The organism is Streptomyces sp. NPDC020898, from assembly GCF_044333925.1.
In the GTDB taxonomy this organism is placed as follows: Bacteria; Actinomycetota; Actinomycetes; order Streptomycetales; family Streptomycetaceae; genus Streptomyces.
In genome coordinates this window covers 38,538-57,317 of the sequence record NZ_JBIRRV010000007.1, presented here as the reverse complement: position 1 = coordinate 57,317, position 18,780 = coordinate 38,538, and the positions used below count along the sequence as shown (strand labels likewise).

Genomic DNA, 18,780 nt, shown 5'->3' with positions numbered 1-18,780 from the left:
TGATCAGAACCCGGACGGTCCTCAGCCTTTCTTCCACTTGATCCCTTGGAGAGCCGCATGTCCGAGAAACTCGCAACAGAACCAGCACAGACCCGGGCGGACGCCGTTCGGACCGGGCTGTTCATCGACGGCAAAACCGTCGAGACCGACAGCTGGTCAGCCGTCCACGACCCGGCCGCCCCCGACCGGATCGTCGGCCATGCCGCCGCGGCGACCCCCGGCCAGGCCCGCGCGGCGGTGGCGGCCGCGGACGCGGCGTTCCCCGCCTGGGCCGCGATGCCCGCCCGCCGACGAGCGGAGATCATCGGCCAGGCGCTCACCCTGCTCGACGACAGCGCGGCCGATCGTGCGGCCCTGATGACCCGCGAGAACGGCAAGATCGCCTTCGAGAGCCAGATCGAGATGGGGGTCTTCGTCGCGCGGACCCGGGCGGCGATGGAACTGGTCGACTCCCTCGACCGGGTACGGCACCTCGACGGCCCGCCGCTGACCTCGCGCATCCACCGGCTGCCCATGGGCGTGGTCACCATCATCGTGCCGTTCAACTGGCCGATCGCGATCCTCGGAGCGAGCCTGCCGTACGCGCTGCTGGCCGGGAACACCGTCGTGGTCAAGCCGCCGCCCACCGTGCCGCTGGCCATGGTCCGCACCCTGGAACTGTTCGCCGCGGGACTCCCCGCCGGAGTGCTGAACGTCGTGACCGGCACGAACGAAGCGGTCGCCCCCCTGCTCACCGATCCCCGGGTCCGGAAGATCGTGTTCACCGGCAGCACGGCCGCAGGCAAGAACATCATGACCGCCGCCGCACAGAACCTGGCTTCGGTGACGCTCGAACTCGGCGGCAACGACCCCGCGATCGTCCTGGACGACGCCGACCTCGACCAGGAGCACATCGGACGGCTCGTCCAGGGCGTGTTCCTGACGAGCGGCCAGGTCTGCATGGCAGTGAAGCGGCTGTACGTCCACCGGTCCCGCTACGACGAACTCGTCGACGCGCTCGCCGCGGCCCTCGACACCCAGCGGGTGGGCCCCGGCGCAGATCCCGCCTCGACCATGGGCCCGCTCAACAGTGCCGCCCAGCGCGACAAGGTCACCGCCATGCTGGCCGAGGCGGCCGACGCCGGAGCCGAGATCCGTGAACTGGGCACCCTGGCCCCCGGCGCCGCCTCCTCCGGAGGACACTTCCTGCGTCCCGCCCTCGTCCTCGATCCCGACCCCGGCCTGCGGATCGTCACCGAGGAGCAGTTCGGCCCCGCCCTGCCGATCCTGCCTTTCGACGACGTCGATTCCGTACTGGACCGGGTCAACAACGACTGGTCGGGGCTGTGCTCCTCGGTCTGGAGCACCGACCCCGCCCGCGCGGCGGCCCTCGCCGAGCGGTTGCGCACCGGCACCACCTGGATCAACCACGCCAACGCCGTCGCGTGCGACGACCGGGCTCCCTTCGGCGGCTTCCGCCAGAGCGGCATCGGACGCGAAATGGGCCCGGAGGGCCTGCTCTCCTTCACCGAACCGCACACCATCACCGTGCAGGGCTAGGACGGTCCGGGCTTGGCCACGTGCAGGGCGGAGGGATGCCCTGGTCGGTTAGGGTCGCCTCGTAGCGGACCGAGCGGCTCCGTCCCGGTGAAATCGATTGGCCTGGAGTGCAGGTCAGAGGCGTGTTCTGGGGGCACAGTGCGATTGAGAGTGGAGTTCACGACCGAGCCCTTCGATCTGGACGAGGCGCCCGAACACGCGCTGGTCGCCCGCGAGGTCATCGAGGCGGCCGAGCTGGACGCGGTGGACGTCGGCCCGTTCGGCAACACCGCCGAGGGGCGCGCCGACGCCGTGCTCACCGCCCTGGACGCGCTGCTGCGCAGGACCCTGGAGGCGGGCGCGACCCGGATCTCGCTCCAGGTCAACGTGATCGACGGGGAGGGCGGCAAGTGACCGGCGCGGGGGGCGGGTCCGCCGACATGGCCTTCATCGCGGCCGTGAAGCCGCTGGTCGACGCCATGGGCGGCGAGCTGGTCCCGCCCGACGAGGCCGGTCCCGACGACGTCGTGCTCGCCTGGGAGGGTGCCGACGTGGTCGCCGTACGCCTGCCGCAGCTCGCCGACTCGCTCGATCACATCCTGGCCGCCCTGGAGCGCAAGCGCGGCAAACCGCTGGCCGAGCTGGACCGCAAGGCCAAGCAGGAGGTCGTACGGATACTTGAGGCGCGCGGCGCCTTCTCCGTGCGGCACGGGGTCGAGACCGTGGCGGGCGCCCTCGGGGTGAGCCGCTTCACGGTCTACAACTACCTGAACCGCGAGAAAGAGGCCTGACGGCCTTGATGCGGGGGCTTCGTAACCCGGAATTTTCAACAAAGTGTTGACGCCTTGTCGCCGGAAGGCGTTAGCTGTGCGAAGCCCGTCCAGCACGCACAAGGCCACGGAGGCTTGCCGTGACGTCGAGTACGTCGAGTACGACCCCCGGCGGCCTCGCCCGGTTCAACGCCCTGGCGGAGTCCGCGGCCCGCGCCGCCCTCCACGAGGCCTGCGCCTCGACGGCCTGGGGACGGCACCTGCTCGCCGGGCGCCCGTACGCCACCGCCGAGGACCTGTACGAGGCGAGTGATGCCGCGATGGCAGAACTGACCGCCGACGACCTCGCCGAGGCGATGGCCGGCCACCCGCCGATCGGCCGCCCGAAGCCCGGTGACCCGACCTCGGCCCGCGAGCAGCGCGGGATGGCCGGCGTCTCCGAGGAGCTGAAGGCGGAGATGCTCGAACTGAACCTGGCCTACCAGGAGCGCTTCGGCCATGTCTTCCTGATCTGCGCGACCGGCCGGACCGGCGAACAGATGCGCGACGCGGTCAGGGAACGGATCGGGAACACGCCGGAGGAGGAGCGGGAGATCGTCCGCACCGAACTGGGCAAGATCAACCGCATCCGGCTCGGCACCCTCGTACAGGAAGATCGATAAGAGACATGAGCACCGACCCCACCGCCTTCGTCGCCTCCGTGTCCACGCACATCCTGGACACCAGCGTCGGCCGTCCGGCCGCGGGCGTCGCCGTCCGGCTGGCCGCGCGCACCGGTCGGAAGGCGGACTGGCGGGCGCTCGGCGGGTCCGCGACCGACGCGGACGGGCGGTGCAAGGACCTGCCGGCGCTGCCGGAGGGCACGACCCACGTGCGGCTCGACTTCGAGGTCGAGCCGTACCTGGAGAAGAAACAGGCCGATGCGCAGCAGGACGCCCCCGCGAATCGGGACAGCGGTGCGGCGGGAGCGTTCTTCCCGGAGGTGACGATCACGTTCGCCGTCGTACCGGGCGAGCACTTCCACGTACCGCTGCTGCTCAACCCGTTCGGCTACTCCGTATACCGAGGGAGCTAGCAGCACCATGACCGATTACCCGAACCCGGCCCGGCCCGTCTTTCTCGGCCAGAACCAGTACGGCAAGGCCGAGAACCGCGTCGTGCGCGTCACCCGCGACGGCGCCACCCACCACATCAAGGACCTCAACGTGTCCGTGTCGCTCTCCGGCGACATGGACGAGGTCCACCTCTCCGGCTCGAACGCGAACGTCCTGCCGACGGACACCACGAAGAACACGGTGTACGCCTTCGCCAAGGAACACGGCATCGACTCCGCCGAGCAGTTCGGCATCCACCTGGCCCGCCACTTCGTGAGCAGCCAGGAGCCGATCAAGAAGGCGCGCATCCGGATCGAGGAGTACTCCTGGGACCGGATCGCGACGGACGGCGAGGGCGAGCACTCCTTCGTCCGGCAGGGCCAGGAGACCCGGGTCGCGCAGATCACGTACGACGGCTCGTCGTGGGAGGTCGTGTCGGGGCTCAAGGACCTCACCGTGCTGAACTCGACGGACTCCGAGTTCTGGGGCTACGTCAAGGACAAGTACACGACGCTCCCCGAGGCGTACGACCGCGTCCTGGCGACCCAGGTGTCCGCGCGCTGGCGCTTCAACTGGTCCGACGAGGCACAGGAGATGCCGGACTGGGAGGAGTCGTACGAGCAGACCCGGAAGCACCTGCTGGCGGCCTTCGCGGAGACCTACTCGCTCTCGCTCCAGCAGACCCTCTTCCAGATGGGCGCGCGGATCATCGAGCGGCGGGAGGAGATCGACGAGGTTCGTTTCGCTCTCCCCAACAAGCACCATTTCCTTGTGGACTTGAAGCCGTTCGGGTTGAAGAACGACAACGAGGTGTACTTCGCCGCCGACCGGCCCTACGGCCTGATCGAGGGCACGATCCTGCGTGACGGCGCCGACGCACGCATCCCCGCCGACCTCACCAACCTCTGAGACCTCTAAGGACGTTCGTACGATGGTTCAGCGCACCGTCATCGAGAACTGCGCGATCGCGACCGTGGACGCCACCGACACCGAGTACGCGTCCGGTCATGTGGTGATCGCGGGCAACCGCATCGAGTCGCTCGGCGCGGGCAAAGCCCCCGAGGGACTGGCGGACGTGGTCCGGCGCATCGACGCGAGCGGTCACCTCGTGACCCCCGGCCTGGTCAACTCGCATCACCACTTCTACCAGTGGATCACCCGGGGCCTGGCCACCGACCACAACCTCTTCAACTGGCTGGTGGCGCTGTACCCGACGTGGGCACGCATCGACGAGCCGATGGTCCGCGCGGCGGCGCAGGGCTCGCTCGCCATGATGGCCCGCGGCGGCGTCACGATGGCCACGGACCACCACTACGTCTTCCCGAAGGACTCCGGCGACCTGTCCGGGGCGATCATTGGCGCGGCCCGCGAGATGGGCGTCCGCTTCACCCTCGCCCGCGGCTCGATGGACCGCAGCGAGAAGGACGGCGGCCTGCCCCCGGACTTCGCCGTCGAGACCCTGGAGGGCGCGCTCGCCGCCACCGAGGCCACGGTCGACGAGCACCACGATCCGTCCTTCGACTCCATGACCCACGTTGCCGTGGCCCCCTGCTCGCCGTTCTCCGTCTCGACCGAACTGATGCGAGAGGGCGCGGAGTTGGCGCGGCGCAAGGGCGTTCGGCTGCACACGCACGGATCGGAGACGGTCGAGGAGGAGCAGTTCTGCAAGGAGCTGTTCGGCATGGGCCCGACCGACTACTTCGAGTCCACCGGCTGGCTCGGCGAGGACGTGTGGATGGCGCACTGCGTCCACATGAACGACTCGGACATCGCCGCCTTCGCCCGTACGAAGACGGGTGTGGCCCACTGTCCGTCCTCCAACGCCCGCCTGGCGGCAGGGATCGCACGCGTCCCCGACATGCTCGCGGCCGGCGTCCCGGTCGGCCTCGGTGTCGACGGCACCGCGTCCAACGAGTCAGGCGAACTCCATACCGAACTGCGCAACGCCCTCCTCATCAACCGCCTCGGAGCGCACCGGGAAGCGGCTCTGAACGCCCGTCAGGCGCTGCGCCTCGGGACGTACGGCGGCGCCCAAGTGCTGGGCAGGGCGCGGGAGACGGGCTCGCTGGAGCCGGGCAAACTCGCCGACCTGGTCCTCTGGAACCTGGACACCCTGGCCCACGCGTCGATCGCCGACCCGGTCACCGCCCTCGTCTTCGGCGCGGCGGCCCCGGTCACCGCGTCCTTCGTGAACGGCGAACAGATCGTCGAGAACGGGCGGTTGCTGCACGTCGACGAGGACGAGATCGCCCGCTCGACGAGGGCGGAGGCCCGGCGGCTGGCCGCGATCGCGGCGGGAGCCTGAAACAGGGGGGCCAGGGGGCCAGTGGGGCCGAAAATACCTCCGGCCGAGGGGGACGGCCCTCGGCCGGAGTCCTGCCGTCACAGTTGATCAGCCGATGCGGTAGCCGATCAGCTGATCAGCCGATGTAGTAGCTGTCCCCGTACACCTTCCAGTCGAGCGGCGGATCCAGGTCCAGATTCCCCTGGTCGAGGAAGACGCGCTGGGCGGTGTCCACGCGGCTGGTGTCCTCGTGGGCGGCTTCCTGTTCCATCGCCCACACACGGGCGTCGAGGAAGGCGTTCAGGTACGTCGTCTCGTTGCCGCCGGCGGCCGGGACGGCCGCGTTCGCGCGGGCCCGCTCGCAGATCCCGCCGAAGGCGAGGCCGTCCGTGCCGGGGCCGTGCATGACCATGGCGTCGTAGTACGCGAACTGGCCCAGCGTGCCGACGCCGTCCTGCTTGGCGCGGGCGACGGCCGGGGCGAAGTAGGCACGGTCGCGCTCGTCGTCCTGGGCCTTCCGGAACACGGACGTCTTGGCGGCCTCGCGCCAGGAGGCGGCGAACCCCGGGTCGAGGCCGTCGTGCGAGTCCGTCCCGTCCACCGCGCGCAGCGCGGGCAGATAGGCGGCCAGCACGTTGTCCGGGTCCCGCTCGGTGTACAGCTCGACGAGGGCGAGCATGTCGCTCGTACCGGAGCAGAAGCCGATGATCCCGGCGGTGTAGCCGCGCCCGTCGCCGATGTCCTGGATGAACGCGTACTGCGCCCGCCAGTCCAGGGACGAGTTCTCCGCGCTGCACACCAGCCGCATCGCGATGTCCTTCTTGGCCGGATCGTCGAGTCCGCTGCCGGTCGCGCCACTCGCCCCCGTCGACTCGGCCGTCTCGCCGAACGCGACACGCTGGGTGGTCACAATCGCGGTGGCGCCGAGCGCGGCCAGCAACGTACGACGGGCGGCGGCTCTGTGCAGTATCGGCACGTGGTCTCCAAACAGGGCGCGACGGGAAGAGGTCGAGGGTCGCGCGCCAAGTGGGGAATGCCGTGGGGTGAGGGTAGGAGGCCGCTGTGAGTACCGGTCAGAGGCCGAACAGCTCCGGCTCCGAGGCCAGCGTGCGGAAGTACTCCTTCGGGTCCGCGACCAGCTTGCGCGCCCTGAGGTCCATCAGCCCGGCGACCGCCGTGATCTCCGCGGCGACCGTGCCGTCGGTCTTGCGGATCGTCTGGCGGATACGGAACGTCTTGCCCTCGCCCCAGGTGAAGTCGCACGTCACCTCGACCTCGTCGCCGGCGCGCAACTCGCGCTGGAAACGGATGTTCGTCTCCAGGGCCACCGGACCCACGCCCTCGGACATCAGCCCGGCCTGGCTGACCCCGGCCGCGTGGAGCAACGACCAGCGGGCGTGCTCCGCGTAGTTGACGTACACGCTCTGGTTGAGGTGTCCCTGCACATCGGTCTCGTACCCGCGGACGGTCACCGGGACGGAAAACGGTTCGGCCACGACTTCCCCTTCATGACGGACAGCTCTGCGGCGGACAGGATGGCCGCAAGCGTACTGAGCGGTTGCTCACGGCCGTCAACTGCCCCTGCCCCAGCCGGTGTTCCGCTCCCCGAGCCGTCACGCCCGCCGTGGCGACGCCAGCAGATAGCGGGCGCCGGTCCGCGGCTCGGTGTGCTCGCCGGCCTGCCAGCCCGCCTTCTCCAGCGTGGCCGCGCAGGCCCGCAGCGCGTCACCGTCGGGCTCGCGCACGGCGACGGCCTCCGGCTGCGGGGTCGCCCGCACCCGGTAACCACCGCCGCTCCCGCTCCCGCCCCCGTTCGCCGGGTGGTGGCCGGCCGCCTCCAGTGCCAGCGCGGCGGCCTGCACCAGATGCGTACGCTCCCAGCCGCAGGGACGGTCCGTGGCCCCGTCCCTGTTGGTCATCCGGCGCAGCTCCAGCAGCCCCTGCCAGGCACTGTGCACCTCGCGCGTCCGGGCGGGCCCGGCAGCCGGTATCTCCTCCTCGCCGCCCACCCGCGCCGTGAACACCCCGGCGGCCCCGGAAGCGGTGGCCGCGGTGGACGTGGGGACAGCCTCGGGGGCGGTCTGTGTGACCGGGCGCTGCCCTTCCTCCCGTATGCGGTGGCCGGTCGGCGTCAGGAAGTGATCGTGCGGGGGTCGCGGGTGCCGGAAGGCGAGCCCGCGCTTCACCAGTGCGGCGAGCTGGAACTCCGTACCCCGCAGCCGTCCGGTGACGGGGTCGGCGGCGTCGATGACGCGTCGCTGGGCGGCGGTCGGCGGTCGTGTCATGGGCGCACTCCTCCCCGGGGCAGGCTGTCCGAACGGGTCGAATTGATCGATTCGACCCGTTCGAAGACTACGACCCGGGTCTGACATCGCGGGCCCAGCGCTCCAGCTCAGCGAACTCGCGCTCCCGCAGACCCTTGCGCGGGTCGATCCGCAGGAGCAGCGCCTGTCCTGCGTGATGCTCGGCCACATGGCGGACGTCGAGGTCGGTGATCATGTCGTCGACCCAGGCGAAGGGGCGCCCGTCGGCCCACTCCACGACGCGTCGCGTCTTCCAGTAGAGCCCGTCGGGTTCCTCGGCGAACAGGTTGGTGAACTCGATGACCGGCAGGTCGGTCGGCAGCCCGATCACCGGGCCGATCATCTTGTTCGCGCCGTGCATCCAGGTCGTGGCCCACGCCAGGTCGTACGGCAGGGCGAGCAGCCGGGCGCCGTGCCCCGGGTGCAGCCGTATCCGCAGACCCCGGCGCAGCCGCCGGGAGCCCGGTTTCTGCCGGGCGGACCAGTTCACGGGGTGCATCCGGCGGGTCACATAGCCGCGCGGGCGCAGGAGCCGGGCGCGGAACGGGTTGAGGGGGCCGTCGACGTCGAGGAGGAGCAGCGGTCGCTCTGTCATGAGGACGGGATACCCATGACGGACGGCGGTCGACCACCGCCCCGCCGGCCGCTACTGCCGATAACCGCTCAGGAACCGCCCGATCCTGCTGATCGCCACGTCCAGGTCGTCCGCGTACGGGAGGGTGAGGATGCGGAAGTGGTCGGGGGACGGCCAGTTGAAGCCCGTACCCTGCACGACCTGGATCTTCTCCTGGAGGAGCAGGTCCAGGACGAACTTCTCGTCGTCGTGGATCTTGTGCACCTTGGGGTCCAGGCGCGGGAACGCGTACAGCGAGCCCTTCGGCTTCACGCACGACACCCCCGGGATCTCGTTGAGCTTCTCCCAGGCCACGGTGCGCTGTTCGTACAGGCGCCCACCCGGGGCGGTCAGCTCGTGGATGGACTGGCGGCCGCCGAGCGCGGCCTGGATGGCGTACTGCGCGGGCGCGTTGGCGCACAGCCGCATGGAGGCCAGCATGGTGAGGCCCTCGATGTAGTTCTTCGCGTGCTGCTTCGGACCGGTGATCACCAGCCAGCCCGAGCGGAAGCCGGCCACCCGGTACGTCTTCGACAGACCGCAGAAGGTCAGGACGACCAGGTCGGGGGCGAGCGCGGCGACCGAGTGGTGCACGGCGTCGTCGTACAGGATCTGGTCGTAGATCTCGTCGGCGAAGACCATCAGGCCGTGCCGGCGGGCCAGGTCGAGGATGCCCTCGATGATCTCCTTCGGGTAGACGGCGCCGGTGGGGTTGTTCGGGTTGATGATGACCACGGCCTTGGTGCGGTCGGTGATCTTCGAGGCCATGTCGTCCAGGTCCGGATACCAGTCGGCCTGTTCGTCGCAGAGGTAGTGGACCGCCTTGCCGCCCGCGAGGGTCGTGACGGCCGTCCAGAGGGGGAAGTCCGGGGCGGGGATGAGGATTTCGTCGCCGTCTTCGACCAGCGCCTGTACGGACATCGAGATCAGCTCGGAGATGCCGTTGCCGAGGAAGACGTCGTCGACGCCGACCTCCAGGCCGAGCGTCTGGTAGCGCTGGGCGACCGCCCGGCGGGCGGAGAGGATGCCGCGCGAGTCGGTGTACCCGTGCGCCTGCGGCAGCATGCGGATCATGTCCTGGAGGATCTCCTCCGGCGCCTCGAAGCCGAACAGCGCGGGGTTGCCGGTGTTCAGGCGCAGTACACTGTGGCCCGCCTTCTCCAGCGCGTCCGCGTGCTCGATCACCGGGCCGCGGATCTCGTAACAGACCTCGCTGAGCTTGTTCGACTGCCGGAACTCCATGCGCTTACGCCCCTCCGGTTTGTGTGTTGCTTGGTTTTACCAAGTTCGAGCTTGGAAAGTCCAACGACATGTCTAGACTGCGTCGCATGTCACCACGCCGAAGCTACGACCAGTACTGTTCCGCCGCTCGCGCCCTCGACGTCGTCGGCGACCGCTGGACTCTCCTGATCGTCCGGGAGCTGCTGGCCGGTCCGCGCCGCTACACCGACCTCCACGCGGATCTGCCGGGCGTCAGCACGGACGTACTCGCCTCCCGGCTGAAGGACATGGAGCGCGACGGCCTCGCGAGCCGGCGCAGGCTGCCCCCGCCGGGCGCCGTGTACGTGTACGAACTCACCGGCCGGGGACGGGAGTTGCTGCCGGTGCTCCAGGCGCTGGGGGAGTGGGGCGCGCCCGAGCTGGGCGAGCGACGGGCCACGGACGCCGTACGCGCACACTGGTTCGCGCTGCCGCTGCTGCGCGGACTCGGTGACGTGGCTGGGGTGAGCGGCACTGGACTCGTCGAAGTCCGGCTGGAGGAGGGCGAGTTCCACCTGTACGTCGGCGCCGAGGACGTGCCGGTGTACGGGGCAGGGCCCGCCCCCGAGGAGCCCGACGCCCGCCTGTCGATGGACACCGGCACCTGTGCGGCGGTCGGCCGGGGGGACGTGAGCGTGCTGGACGCGGTCCGGAGCGGGCGTGTCGAGGTGACCGGCGAGGGGACGCTCGCCAAGGCCCTGCGGGAGGCCTGAGCGGGAGGCCTGAGCGTAGGCCCTGATACGGGACATGCCCGCCGCGCGACCGTGCGCGGCAGGCATGTTGACGGGCCGTCAGAGACTGGTCAGGCGCCCGGCGGAACCCGCCTCGGCCTGCCCGAGCCGCGGGTCAGGGCGTAACCGCCGACGCCCGCGAGGGCGGCCAGCGCACCGCCGATCGCCGTCCAGACCCAGCGGTCGGACCACCAGCCGGAGGACCAGCCGTCGTCGGGCTCGATGCTGGACAGCACCGCGGAGGTCGTCGAACTGTCCTCCGTGGCCTCGGACTTGACCGCGATCCCGGGCACCAGCGGCTCGGCCAGCGAGCCGTCCACGGCCGCCGAACCGCCGATGTCCAAGGAGTCGGCCCGCACTTCGGCGTCGACCGGCAGGCCGAGGTCGGAGGTCGCGAGGTTCACGGCCGTCAGCCGGACGTAGTACGTGCCCGGCAGCGGGTCGTTGGCCCACTGCTCCGACCAGGCGCGGACCGTGCGCAGGGTGCACGCCAGCTCCACGGACGCGGTGTTCGAGGCGGCGGTGCGGGTCTGGGCGCCGTACTGGCAGGCCTGGCGGCGCCGCAGACCGTCGTACACGTCGAGCTGCCAGGTCTCGGACGCGTGGGTGTCCGGCAGCTTCACCGTCGCCCTGACGGTGGGACGCTGGCCGGCGTCCGCGGGGAACGACCAGTACAGGTAGTCGCCCGCCGAGCCGCTCGCGGTGGCCTGCTCACCCTGGTCGATCTCCGTCGCCGTACGGAACGACGTGCCGGCCGAGGTGGGGGCCGAGCTGTCGTCCGAGGGGCTCGCGGAGGGCGTGGAGTCGGCGACGGCAGGGGTGGCCGCCAGCCCGAGCATCAGCACGGCCGTCCCCAACACGCGGGTACCGCTCATCAGTTGATCCTTGAGAGCTCTCATCACTCGCATCAGCTGGTCCTCCATACCGAGACCCGCAGACGCGAGATCCAGCCCCACAGGACACCCGTGAGGAAGCCGAACAGGATGAGCGCGCCGAGCAGCCACCAGCCGCGGCCGAGGCCGAAGGAGGCCACATCGCTCGCCTGGCTCGGGCCGTCGACGACGTCGACGGTCAGTTCGAGCGGCAGACCGGGCGTGGACGCCACGCCACCGGCCGCCGAGAAGGAGTTGGTGACCTGGAGACATACCGTCTCGGCGGCCGGCTTGTCCTCGTCGTCGGCCTCCGCCTTCGCATAGCGCAGACCGGTCGAGATGACATCGGTACGCCCGGTGCCGTTGCCCTCACCGCGGACGATCTCGCGTCCGTGCGCGGTCACCGCCCGCAGCAGCACCCCGTAGTCGGGGTTCACGGCCCGGTCCGCCGACACGCTGACGGAGGCGCGCAGTTCCTGCCCCGGCAGGACATCGACGCGGTACCAGCGCTGCTGGCCGAACTCCTCGCGGTCCGTGTAGAGACCGGACTTCACCGCCGGGGCGTCCGTGCATCCGGCGGCGCCCTCGACGGCCACCGGCGTCACCACCGGGTCGGCGGCGCGGACGACCAACTGGTTGACCTTGTCGGCGAGTTCGTCGGTGTGCTCGACCGACGTGTACGTTCCGCCGGTCGCCTCCGCGATACAGCTCAACTGCTGCCGCATCTTGGTGTTGGGGACCAGACCGAGGGTGTCGATGGTGAGACCGATGCCCTTGGCCGCGATCTCCCGGGCCACCTCGCACGGGTCGAGCGGCGCACAGGTGTCCTCGCCGTCACTGATCAGCACGATGCGCTTGGTGCCCTCGCCGCCGTCGAGGTCGTCGGCTGCCTTCAGCAGGGCGGGGCCGATCGGCGTCCACCCGGTGGGCGTGAGCGTCGCGACCGCCGTCTTGGCCTCGGTACGGTCGAGCGGGCCGACCGGGTAGAGCTGCGCGGTGTCCTTGCAGCCCTCCTTGCGGTCGTCGCCCGGGTAGTTGGCGCCCAGCGTGCGGATACCGAGCTGGACCTCCTCGGGGGTCGCGTCGAGCACCTCGTTGAACGCCTGCTTCGCCGCGGCCATCCGCGACTGGCCGTCGATGTCCTTCGCCCGCATCGAACCGCTGACGTCGAGAAGGAGGTTGACCTTGGGCGCGAGTGCGGTGGTTTCGTCGGCGACGGCTCCGGCCGGGACCGCGATCCCGGCCGCCAGGGCGGCGAGCAGGACGCAGGCGCCCGCCGCCAGCCGTTGTCTTGTGATCATCGGCGGATCCTATTGACCCGAGGTGCCCGGCTCCAAAGCGGGCCCCGTCAGCCACCCTCCCGCTTCATCTCTCCGAGCGGGTTGGGGAGTTCGGCCCACAGGTCCCCGGGCGTCCGAGGCGACAGCCGCATCAGCGTCAACGCCTTGGTGGGCAGGGGCTGTTCGAGCAGCGCGACAAGATCGGGCGTGCGCGGCAGGCCTCGTACGGCCGTCTCGAGGGCCTCTCGCAGTGCCGCCTCCGAACCGGCGGTGGCGCCCAGCGCGCCCGCCACCAGGGAACCGAACAGCTTGCGGCGCAGGGTGGGTTCGTCGTCGGTGACGATCCGTCCGGTCAGGTCCGGCGCCGGGATGCCGTGCCGGGCCAGCCGGGCCGGACTGACGCGGATGTCGGCGAGGTCGCGGTAGACCAGGCGCAGCGGGTCGTTGTCCGCCGACAGCACCACGAGCAGGTTCTGTCCGTGCGCCTCCAGGGCCACGCCCAGATCGAGCAGCCGCAGACCGACGGTGAGGGCGAGACGCGTGAACCCGGCCAGCCAGGAGGGGGATCGGGCGAGTTCCGTGGCGGCGAGGGCCCCCACAGGAACGACTCGCTCGCCGGCCGCCGCGTCCGCGTACAGATCCGGTGGCTCCCTCAACACCGCTGCCAGATCGGGGGAGTCGGCGGTGACCGCGCCGAGCGTGCGGGTGATGTGCAGCAGCCCGTCCAGACGCGCGGCCATCGACTCCATGAACGCCGAGACCGTCGCCGCCGTCTCGATCGAGTACGGCGAGATGTCCCGTACCGAGGAGGTGAGGCGGGCGCTCAACGCCGTCTTGAGGTGCGGGCCCCCGGCAGGGAGGGCGAGGCTGCGCAGGGACATCAAAGGATGCGCCGACAGCGCACCCGCACTCGGCAGGTCGAGCACATGCTCCGCCTGCCAGGGATGCACCGGAATGAGCGGACGCCCCCTGTCCCGCAGCCACTCGGGCCACTCGCCCCGCACGGCACGGTCGTCCGCCGCCACCAGCGCCAGCTCCACGACAGGCCGGTGCTCGGGCCCGTACGCGAGCTGCTCGGCCACCGAGAACCCGGGCCGGGAACGGCAGTTGGGGTGGAAGGGATGCCCGTCGACAACCCGCTGCTCCCACTCCCAGCTCGCCACCGGTGTCCGTACGTCAGTCGCCCGGCCGGCGCGCGACAGGGCCAACGAGGCGACGCTGTGGCCGAGTTCGGCCGCGAAGGCGGCACCGTGCGGGACGGCCAGATCCGTCATCAGCCGCGCCGGATCGTCGTACGACACCCGCCCGAGCCGTACGGCGGTGACACGGCCGTCGGTGGCGTACGGATCGGCGTGCGGGCCCTCCAGACGGCGGCCGTCCGCCAGCAGGAACCCCGGGCCGGGCTCGCGTCGCGCGATCCAGGGCAGCGGCTCATGGGCGAGCGCCCGCCACAGCCGGGTCAGTACGGCGGCCCGTGCGCCGGGCAGCTCGGCCGCGTACCGCGACCCGAGATCGGGGCGTACGGCGGCCAGTTGGCCGGCGACCTCGGCCTCGGCGGTGGAGGGACGGTGCACGGGCGGGCTCCTCGGGTACGGGTAGGGAGACGGGTGCGGGGACGGGCACGAGCGCCGGTGAGCGGGGCGGGACGACGACAGACATACTGATCGCCAGCGCACCGTAAGAAACCGCACCGCACCGTGAAGAACCGCACGGTAAGGAATCGAAGAGAACGCGTGGACCCCACCATGCCTCCGAGCGGCCCTCCGACCAGGCCTCCCACGGACGACGCCGGAGCGCGCGCCGACGCGTACGCGACCGCGCCCCTGCTCAACTGCCTGCTGCGGGAGGTGGCCCAGCCGCTCGACGGCACCGACGAGCCACGGGTGTACCGGCTGCCGAGCGGGGAACGGCTGCTGCGGGTACGAGGTGTACGGCGGCCCGCCCGGCCCGAGGTGTCCGTGGACGGCGACTGGCGTCCGGTCGGGCACGCCGAACTCGTCAAGCTCGTGGCCGAGGAACTCCAGGCGCACACCGGGCTGTCCAACCCCGAGCTGCCCGCCGAGATGACCGACAGCCGGGACGCGGTCGCCGCGCTGCTCACCGCCCGGGACGGCGCCACCTCGCCCGAGGATCCGTACCGGCGCTCCGAGCAGTCTCTCCTCACCGGGCACCCCTACCACCCGGCGCCCAAGGCGCGCGGCGGCGGCCCGGTCGCGCGCTGGCTGCCGTACGCGCCCGAGGCGTACGCCGCCTTCCCGCTGGCGCTGCTCGGCGTGCGCGAGGACGCGGTCGCCGAGGAGGGCGACGTATCCGCCCTGGACGCCTTCGGCACGGCCCCGCCCGGCTACCGGCTGCTGCCGGCCCACCCCTGGCAGCTCGACCTCGTCGGCCCGGGCCTGACGGAGGCCTTCGCGGACGGCCGGCTGATCCGACTCGGTACGACCACGTCCGACACCTGGCCCACGGCGGCGATCCGCACGCTGTACGCGCCCGAGCACGACCTCTTCGTCAAGTTCAGCCTCGACGTCCGCATCACGAACGACGTACGGCGGCTCTGGCGCCACGACCTGCTGAGCCTGCGCCGCACGGACAGCGTGGTGGCAGCTGCGGCAGCCGCTCTGCGGACCCCCGGCGCCTGGCTGAGCGACCGCGGCTACCGCACCGCCGACTTCGCCTTCGAGGAACTGGCGGTGCTGGTCCGGGACGGCCTGCACGACCACCTCGTCCCCGGCGCCACGCCCCTGCTCGCCGCCGCCCTCGTGGAGGACTTCGACGGCACTCTGCCGGCCGGTCTCCGGGACCCCGACGCCTGGTGGACGGCGTATCTGGGCGCGGTCGTCCCTCCGGCCCTCGAACTGTTCGCACGTTCCGGCGTCGTCGTCGAGGCCCACCTCCAGAACTGCGTGATCGCCGTGGACGCCGCCGGAACGCCCGTACAGGCGCTGTTCCGGGACGCGGAGGGCGTGAAACTGCTGCCGGAGGTGAGCCGGGCGGCCGGGTGGGAGCGGCTGGTGTACTGCCTGGTCGTCAACCACCTCGTCGAGATCGCCGAGGCGTTGCGCGAGAGCCACCCGGGCCTCGACCCGTGGCCCGCCGTGCGTGGTGTGTTCGCACACGAGAGCCACCGCCTCGACCTCCCCGAGGCCGCCGCCCTGCTCAGCGCACCCACCCTCCCCGGCAAGACGAACCTCCTGCTGCGCTGGACCGGCGCGAACGGCGCGGACGCCCGCTATCTCCCGCTGTGGAATCCGCTGGCGGGGTGAACCGGCGGGGTGAACCGGTGGGGCGAAAGGGAACCGTTCCGGACCCGATGACGTCATGAGCGGAGCACCTAGACTGTGGCCGGTAATGGGGCCTCGCGGCTGATTACGGCCGCTCGACGGGGACGGGGGTCGGAGCGATGAGTTCCCACAGCCACGCCGGAGAGGCGAGATGGGGGAGTCATGAAACCGCTCGGAGCAGGTGATCCCGCCTCTGTCGGGGACGGCAGGTACCGGCTGGTCGGACGGCTCGGCCAGGGCGGAATGGGCGTCGTCTACTTCGGCCGTTCGCGGTCCGGCCGGGCGGTGGCCGTCAAGGTCGTACGGCCCGAACTGAGCACGGAACCGGGCTTCCGGCGCAGATTCGCCGACGAGGTGGCCGCGGCCCGCCGTGTCGGCGGCTTCCACACCGCGCCGGTCGTGGACGCCGACCCGGAGGGCGAGCCGGCCTGGCTGGTGACGGCCTACGTACCCGGCCCCACCTTGCGGGACCTGCTCGACCAGGTGGGCCCCCTTCCCGTGGACACGCTCACCGTGCTGGCCGCCGGCCTCGCCGAGGCGCTGGCCGCCATTCACCAGGCCGGGGTCATCCACCGCGACCTGAAACCCGCCAACATCATCGTCGCGGAGGACGGCCCCCGGGTCATCGACTTCGGCATCGCACGGGCCCTCGACGGCACGGCCCTCACCCAGACCGGGTTCCAGATCGGCACGCTCGGCTTCCTCGCGCCGGAGCAGCTCACCGGCGGCACGCTCACTCCCGCGGTGGACATGTTCGCCCTGGGCGTGGTGCTCAGCCAGGCGGCGGGCTGTGCTCCCTTCGGCGACGGGGGGTCGGCCGCCTGGCCCTACCGCGTCGTCCACGAACAGCCGGATCTCACGGACGTGCCCGACCTGCTGCGCGGACTCGTCGCGGCCTGTCTGGCCAAGGACCCGCTCGACCGCCCCGGCCCGTCGGAGTTCCTCGACCAGCTCACGGTCCGGCATCCGTCGGACGCCTGGCTGCCCGCCGAGGCGACCGCGCTCCTACGGAGGCAGGCCCCGGCGACGTACCCCGCGGCGGCGGACCACCCGTCGGCCGCGCCCACCGATCCGCGCACGACCGGGGTCGCGCCTCCGGTCGGCGAAGCACAGGCCTTGGCCATCGATCCGCGTACGACGGTGTCCGTGCCGCCGCCGGTCGCCGATGGACAGGCCCTGGCCAATGACCAGCGCAACGACCAGCGTGCGAGCGCGTCCGCGCTGCCGTCGGTAGCCGGTGGCCAGGCCCGTGCCATGGACCAGCGTGCGACGGTGTCCGCGCTGCCGCCGGTAGCCGATGGCCCGGCCCGCGCCACGGACCCGCGTGCGACGGTGTCCGTGCCGCCGCCGGTCGCCGAAGGGCAGGCCCGTGCCATGGACCAGCGTGCGACGGTGTCCGCGCTGCCGCCGGTAGCCGATGGCCCGGCCCGCGCCACGGACCCGCGTGCGACGGTGTCCGTGCCGCCGCCGGTCGCCGAAGGGCAGGCCCTGGCCAGTGACCAGCGTGCGACGGTGTCCGCGCTGCCGCCGGTAGCCGATGGCCAGCCCCGCGCCACGGACCCGCGCGCGACTGTGTCCGCGCCGCCGCCGGTCGCCGAAGGGCAGGCCCTGGCCGCCGACCCGCGCCCCGCCACGCACGCCCCGTCGGCGCCTGCCGATGGCCAGGCCGTGGACTCCCAGCCCTTGACCGTCCAGTCGCCGCCCGGCCCCGGCTTCGGGCCCCCGCCGGTCCTCGTACCGGACTCGGTCCCGTCCGGCGACTCGGGGGAACGGAGGGGCCGCCGAGGGACGGTCGCCGTAGGGGCGCTGCTGGTCGCGGCTGCCGTCGCGGGGCTGCTCGTGTGGCAGCATCCCTGGACCGGTTCCGGCGAGCCCGGAGCCGACAAGGCCGGCGGACCCTCACCGTCGCCCAGGCGATCGACCCCCGCCGTGTTCCCCGACGCCCCGCTGCTGGTGCGGCTGGACATGGACCCCGGATCGTCGGAATGCCACAGCGTGATCGGCCGTCGCGACTCCACCACGGACAACCCCGAACGGCTGATCGACGGGACCTGCGACGCCCTCCCGCAGTGGTCCCCCGACCACGAGTCGTTCGCGTTCACCCGTAAGACGGCGGAAGGGGCGGCCGTGTGGACGGCGAACGCGGACGGTACCGGCGTCCGCCGGATCGGCGCCATCTCGGGCGGCCGGGTCTCCTGGTCCCCGGACGGCAAGCGACTGGCCGTCCTGCGCCGCGACGCGGACGGTGTGCAACAGCTGTTCGCCGTGAACGTCTCGGACGGCTCCGCGCAGCAACTGACCACCGGCTCCGGGAAGGTGGACGACCCGGCCTGGTCGCCCGACGGCAAGCTCATCGCCGTCTGCCTGCAGAAGACGTCGGGCTGGCAGGTCCACGTCGTCGATCCGGCACAGCCGGGCGCCGAACCCCGGCAGGTGACCGACCAGCCCCGGCGGGCGCTGGACCCCGTCTGGTCCCCGGACGGCCGCTACTTCGCGTACACCGCCGGAGCACCCGGCAAGGGGACGGGCGGAGACATTCGCATCGCCAAGACCGACGGCAGCGACGGCAGCGACGACAGGACACTGGTGCAGACGGCCGCCCAGGAGATGGACCCGGTCTGGTCACCGGACGGCAAATGGGTGGCCTTCGTCCGGGGGCCCTTCGACCGGCCGGCGATCTGGGCGGTCCGCGCGGACGGCACGGGTGTCCGCCGGCTCACCACCGGCAGCACACCGGAGGGGCATCCCTCTTGGAGCTGAGATCGGGGCTGAGG

General features: G+C 71.6%; 18 protein-coding genes. 10 read left to right on the top strand and 8 right to left on the bottom strand.

Going from position 1 to position 18,780, the window contains the following annotated elements:
• Positions 1-57 precede the first annotated feature (57 nt).
• The 7 genes from ACH4TV_RS22745 (at position 58) to ACH4TV_RS22715 (ending at position 5,687) form a co-directional block, all read left to right on the top strand.
• A complete protein-coding gene (locus ACH4TV_RS22745) occupies positions 58-1,539 on the top strand; it encodes an aldehyde dehydrogenase family protein (RefSeq protein WP_398400846.1) in 1,482 nt (493 codons plus the stop codon).
• A 138-nt stretch (positions 1,540-1,677) separates the two neighbouring features.
• On the top strand, positions 1,678-1,932 hold the full coding sequence (locus ACH4TV_RS22740) for a hypothetical protein (RefSeq protein ID WP_398400844.1): 255 nt from the start codon (positions 1,678-1,680) through the stop codon (positions 1,930-1,932).
• A gap of 26 nt (positions 1,933-1,958) precedes the next feature.
• On the top strand, positions 1,959-2,309 hold the full coding sequence (locus ACH4TV_RS22735; protein WP_398401602.1) for a helix-turn-helix domain-containing protein: 351 nt from the start codon (positions 1,959-1,961) through the stop codon (positions 2,307-2,309).
• A gap of 119 nt (positions 2,310-2,428) precedes the next feature.
• A complete protein-coding gene (uraD, locus tag ACH4TV_RS22730; RefSeq protein WP_398400842.1) occupies positions 2,429-2,950 on the top strand; it encodes a 2-oxo-4-hydroxy-4-carboxy-5-ureidoimidazoline decarboxylase in 522 nt (173 codons plus the stop codon).
• A 5-nt stretch (positions 2,951-2,955) separates the two neighbouring features.
• On the top strand, positions 2,956-3,363 hold the full coding sequence (gene uraH, locus ACH4TV_RS22725; RefSeq protein ID WP_398400840.1) for a hydroxyisourate hydrolase: 408 nt from the start codon (positions 2,956-2,958) through the stop codon (positions 3,361-3,363).
• Positions 3,364-3,370: 7 nt separating this feature from the next.
• Positions 3,371-4,291, top strand: coding sequence for a factor-independent urate hydroxylase (gene pucL / locus ACH4TV_RS22720; protein WP_398400838.1), 921 nt, complete (start codon positions 3,371-3,373; stop codon positions 4,289-4,291).
• A gap of 22 nt (positions 4,292-4,313) precedes the next feature.
• Positions 4,314-5,687, top strand: a complete 1,374-nt coding sequence (locus ACH4TV_RS22715) for an 8-oxoguanine deaminase (protein WP_398400836.1) — start codon at positions 4,314-4,316, stop codon at positions 5,685-5,687.
• Positions 5,688-5,802: 115 nt separating this feature from the next.
• On the opposite strand, the gene ACH4TV_RS22710 is transcribed toward ACH4TV_RS22715, so the two are convergent.
• The 5 genes from ACH4TV_RS22710 to ACH4TV_RS22690 all read right to left on the bottom strand — a co-directional run bounded on the left by ACH4TV_RS22710 (position 5,803) and on the right by ACH4TV_RS22690 (position 9,824).
• On the bottom strand, positions 5,803-6,642 hold the full coding sequence (locus ACH4TV_RS22710) for a chitosanase (RefSeq protein WP_398400834.1): 840 nt from the start codon (positions 6,640-6,642) through the stop codon (positions 5,803-5,805).
• A gap of 97 nt (positions 6,643-6,739) precedes the next feature.
• Entirely contained in the window at positions 6,740-7,162 is a 423-nt protein-coding gene (locus ACH4TV_RS22705; RefSeq protein WP_398400833.1) for an acyl-CoA thioesterase, read from the bottom strand.
• A gap of 117 nt (positions 7,163-7,279) precedes the next feature.
• On the bottom strand, positions 7,280-7,951 hold the full coding sequence (locus ACH4TV_RS22700) for a hypothetical protein (protein WP_398400831.1): 672 nt from the start codon (positions 7,949-7,951) through the stop codon (positions 7,280-7,282).
• A gap of 67 nt (positions 7,952-8,018) precedes the next feature.
• Positions 8,019-8,564 carry a hypothetical protein gene (locus tag ACH4TV_RS22695; RefSeq protein WP_398400829.1) on the bottom strand — a complete coding sequence of 182 codons (546 nt, stop codon included), beginning with the start codon at positions 8,562-8,564 and terminating at the stop codon, positions 8,019-8,021.
• Between the two features lie 51 nt (positions 8,565-8,615).
• Complete coding sequence (locus tag ACH4TV_RS22690) at positions 8,616-9,824, bottom strand: pyridoxal phosphate-dependent aminotransferase (protein WP_398400827.1); 1,209 nt, start codon at positions 9,822-9,824, stop codon at positions 8,616-8,618.
• Positions 9,825-9,910: 86 nt separating this feature from the next.
• On the opposite strand from ACH4TV_RS22690, the gene ACH4TV_RS22685 reads away from it, so the two are divergent.
• Positions 9,911-10,555: a winged helix-turn-helix transcriptional regulator gene (locus ACH4TV_RS22685; protein ID WP_398400825.1), complete on the top strand. Its 645-nt coding sequence runs from the start codon at positions 9,911-9,913 to the stop codon at positions 10,553-10,555.
• Positions 10,556-10,644: 89 nt separating this feature from the next.
• Here the strand turns inward: ACH4TV_RS22685 and ACH4TV_RS22680 are convergent, their stop codons facing one another.
• From ACH4TV_RS22680 to ACH4TV_RS22670, 3 genes are read right to left on the bottom strand one after another with little or no spacing between them, the layout of a single operon-like run.
• Positions 10,645-11,448 (bottom strand): hypothetical protein, encoded by an 804-nt coding sequence (locus tag ACH4TV_RS22680; RefSeq protein ID WP_398400823.1) that lies wholly within the window; start codon positions 11,446-11,448, stop codon positions 10,645-10,647.
• Positions 11,449-11,480: 32 nt separating this feature from the next.
• Positions 11,481-12,746 carry a VWA domain-containing protein gene (locus ACH4TV_RS22675; RefSeq protein WP_398400821.1) on the bottom strand — a complete coding sequence of 422 codons (1,266 nt, stop codon included), beginning with the start codon at positions 12,744-12,746 and terminating at the stop codon, positions 11,481-11,483.
• Positions 12,747-12,793: 47 nt separating this feature from the next.
• Complete coding sequence (locus ACH4TV_RS22670; protein WP_398400819.1) at positions 12,794-14,299, bottom strand: IucA/IucC family protein; 1,506 nt, start codon at positions 14,297-14,299, stop codon at positions 12,794-12,796.
• Positions 14,300-14,470: 171 nt separating this feature from the next.
• Here ACH4TV_RS22670 and ACH4TV_RS22665 point away from each other — a divergent pair, with 171 nt between their 5' ends.
• Positions 14,471-15,988 carry an IucA/IucC family protein gene (locus ACH4TV_RS22665; protein ID WP_398401600.1) on the top strand — a complete coding sequence of 506 codons (1,518 nt, stop codon included), beginning with the start codon at positions 14,471-14,473 and terminating at the stop codon, positions 15,986-15,988.
• A 180-nt stretch (positions 15,989-16,168) separates the two neighbouring features.
• Entirely contained in the window at positions 16,169-18,766 is a 2,598-nt protein-coding gene (locus tag ACH4TV_RS22660; RefSeq protein ID WP_398400817.1) for a protein kinase, read from the top strand.
• Positions 18,767-18,780: the final 14 nt, after the last annotated feature.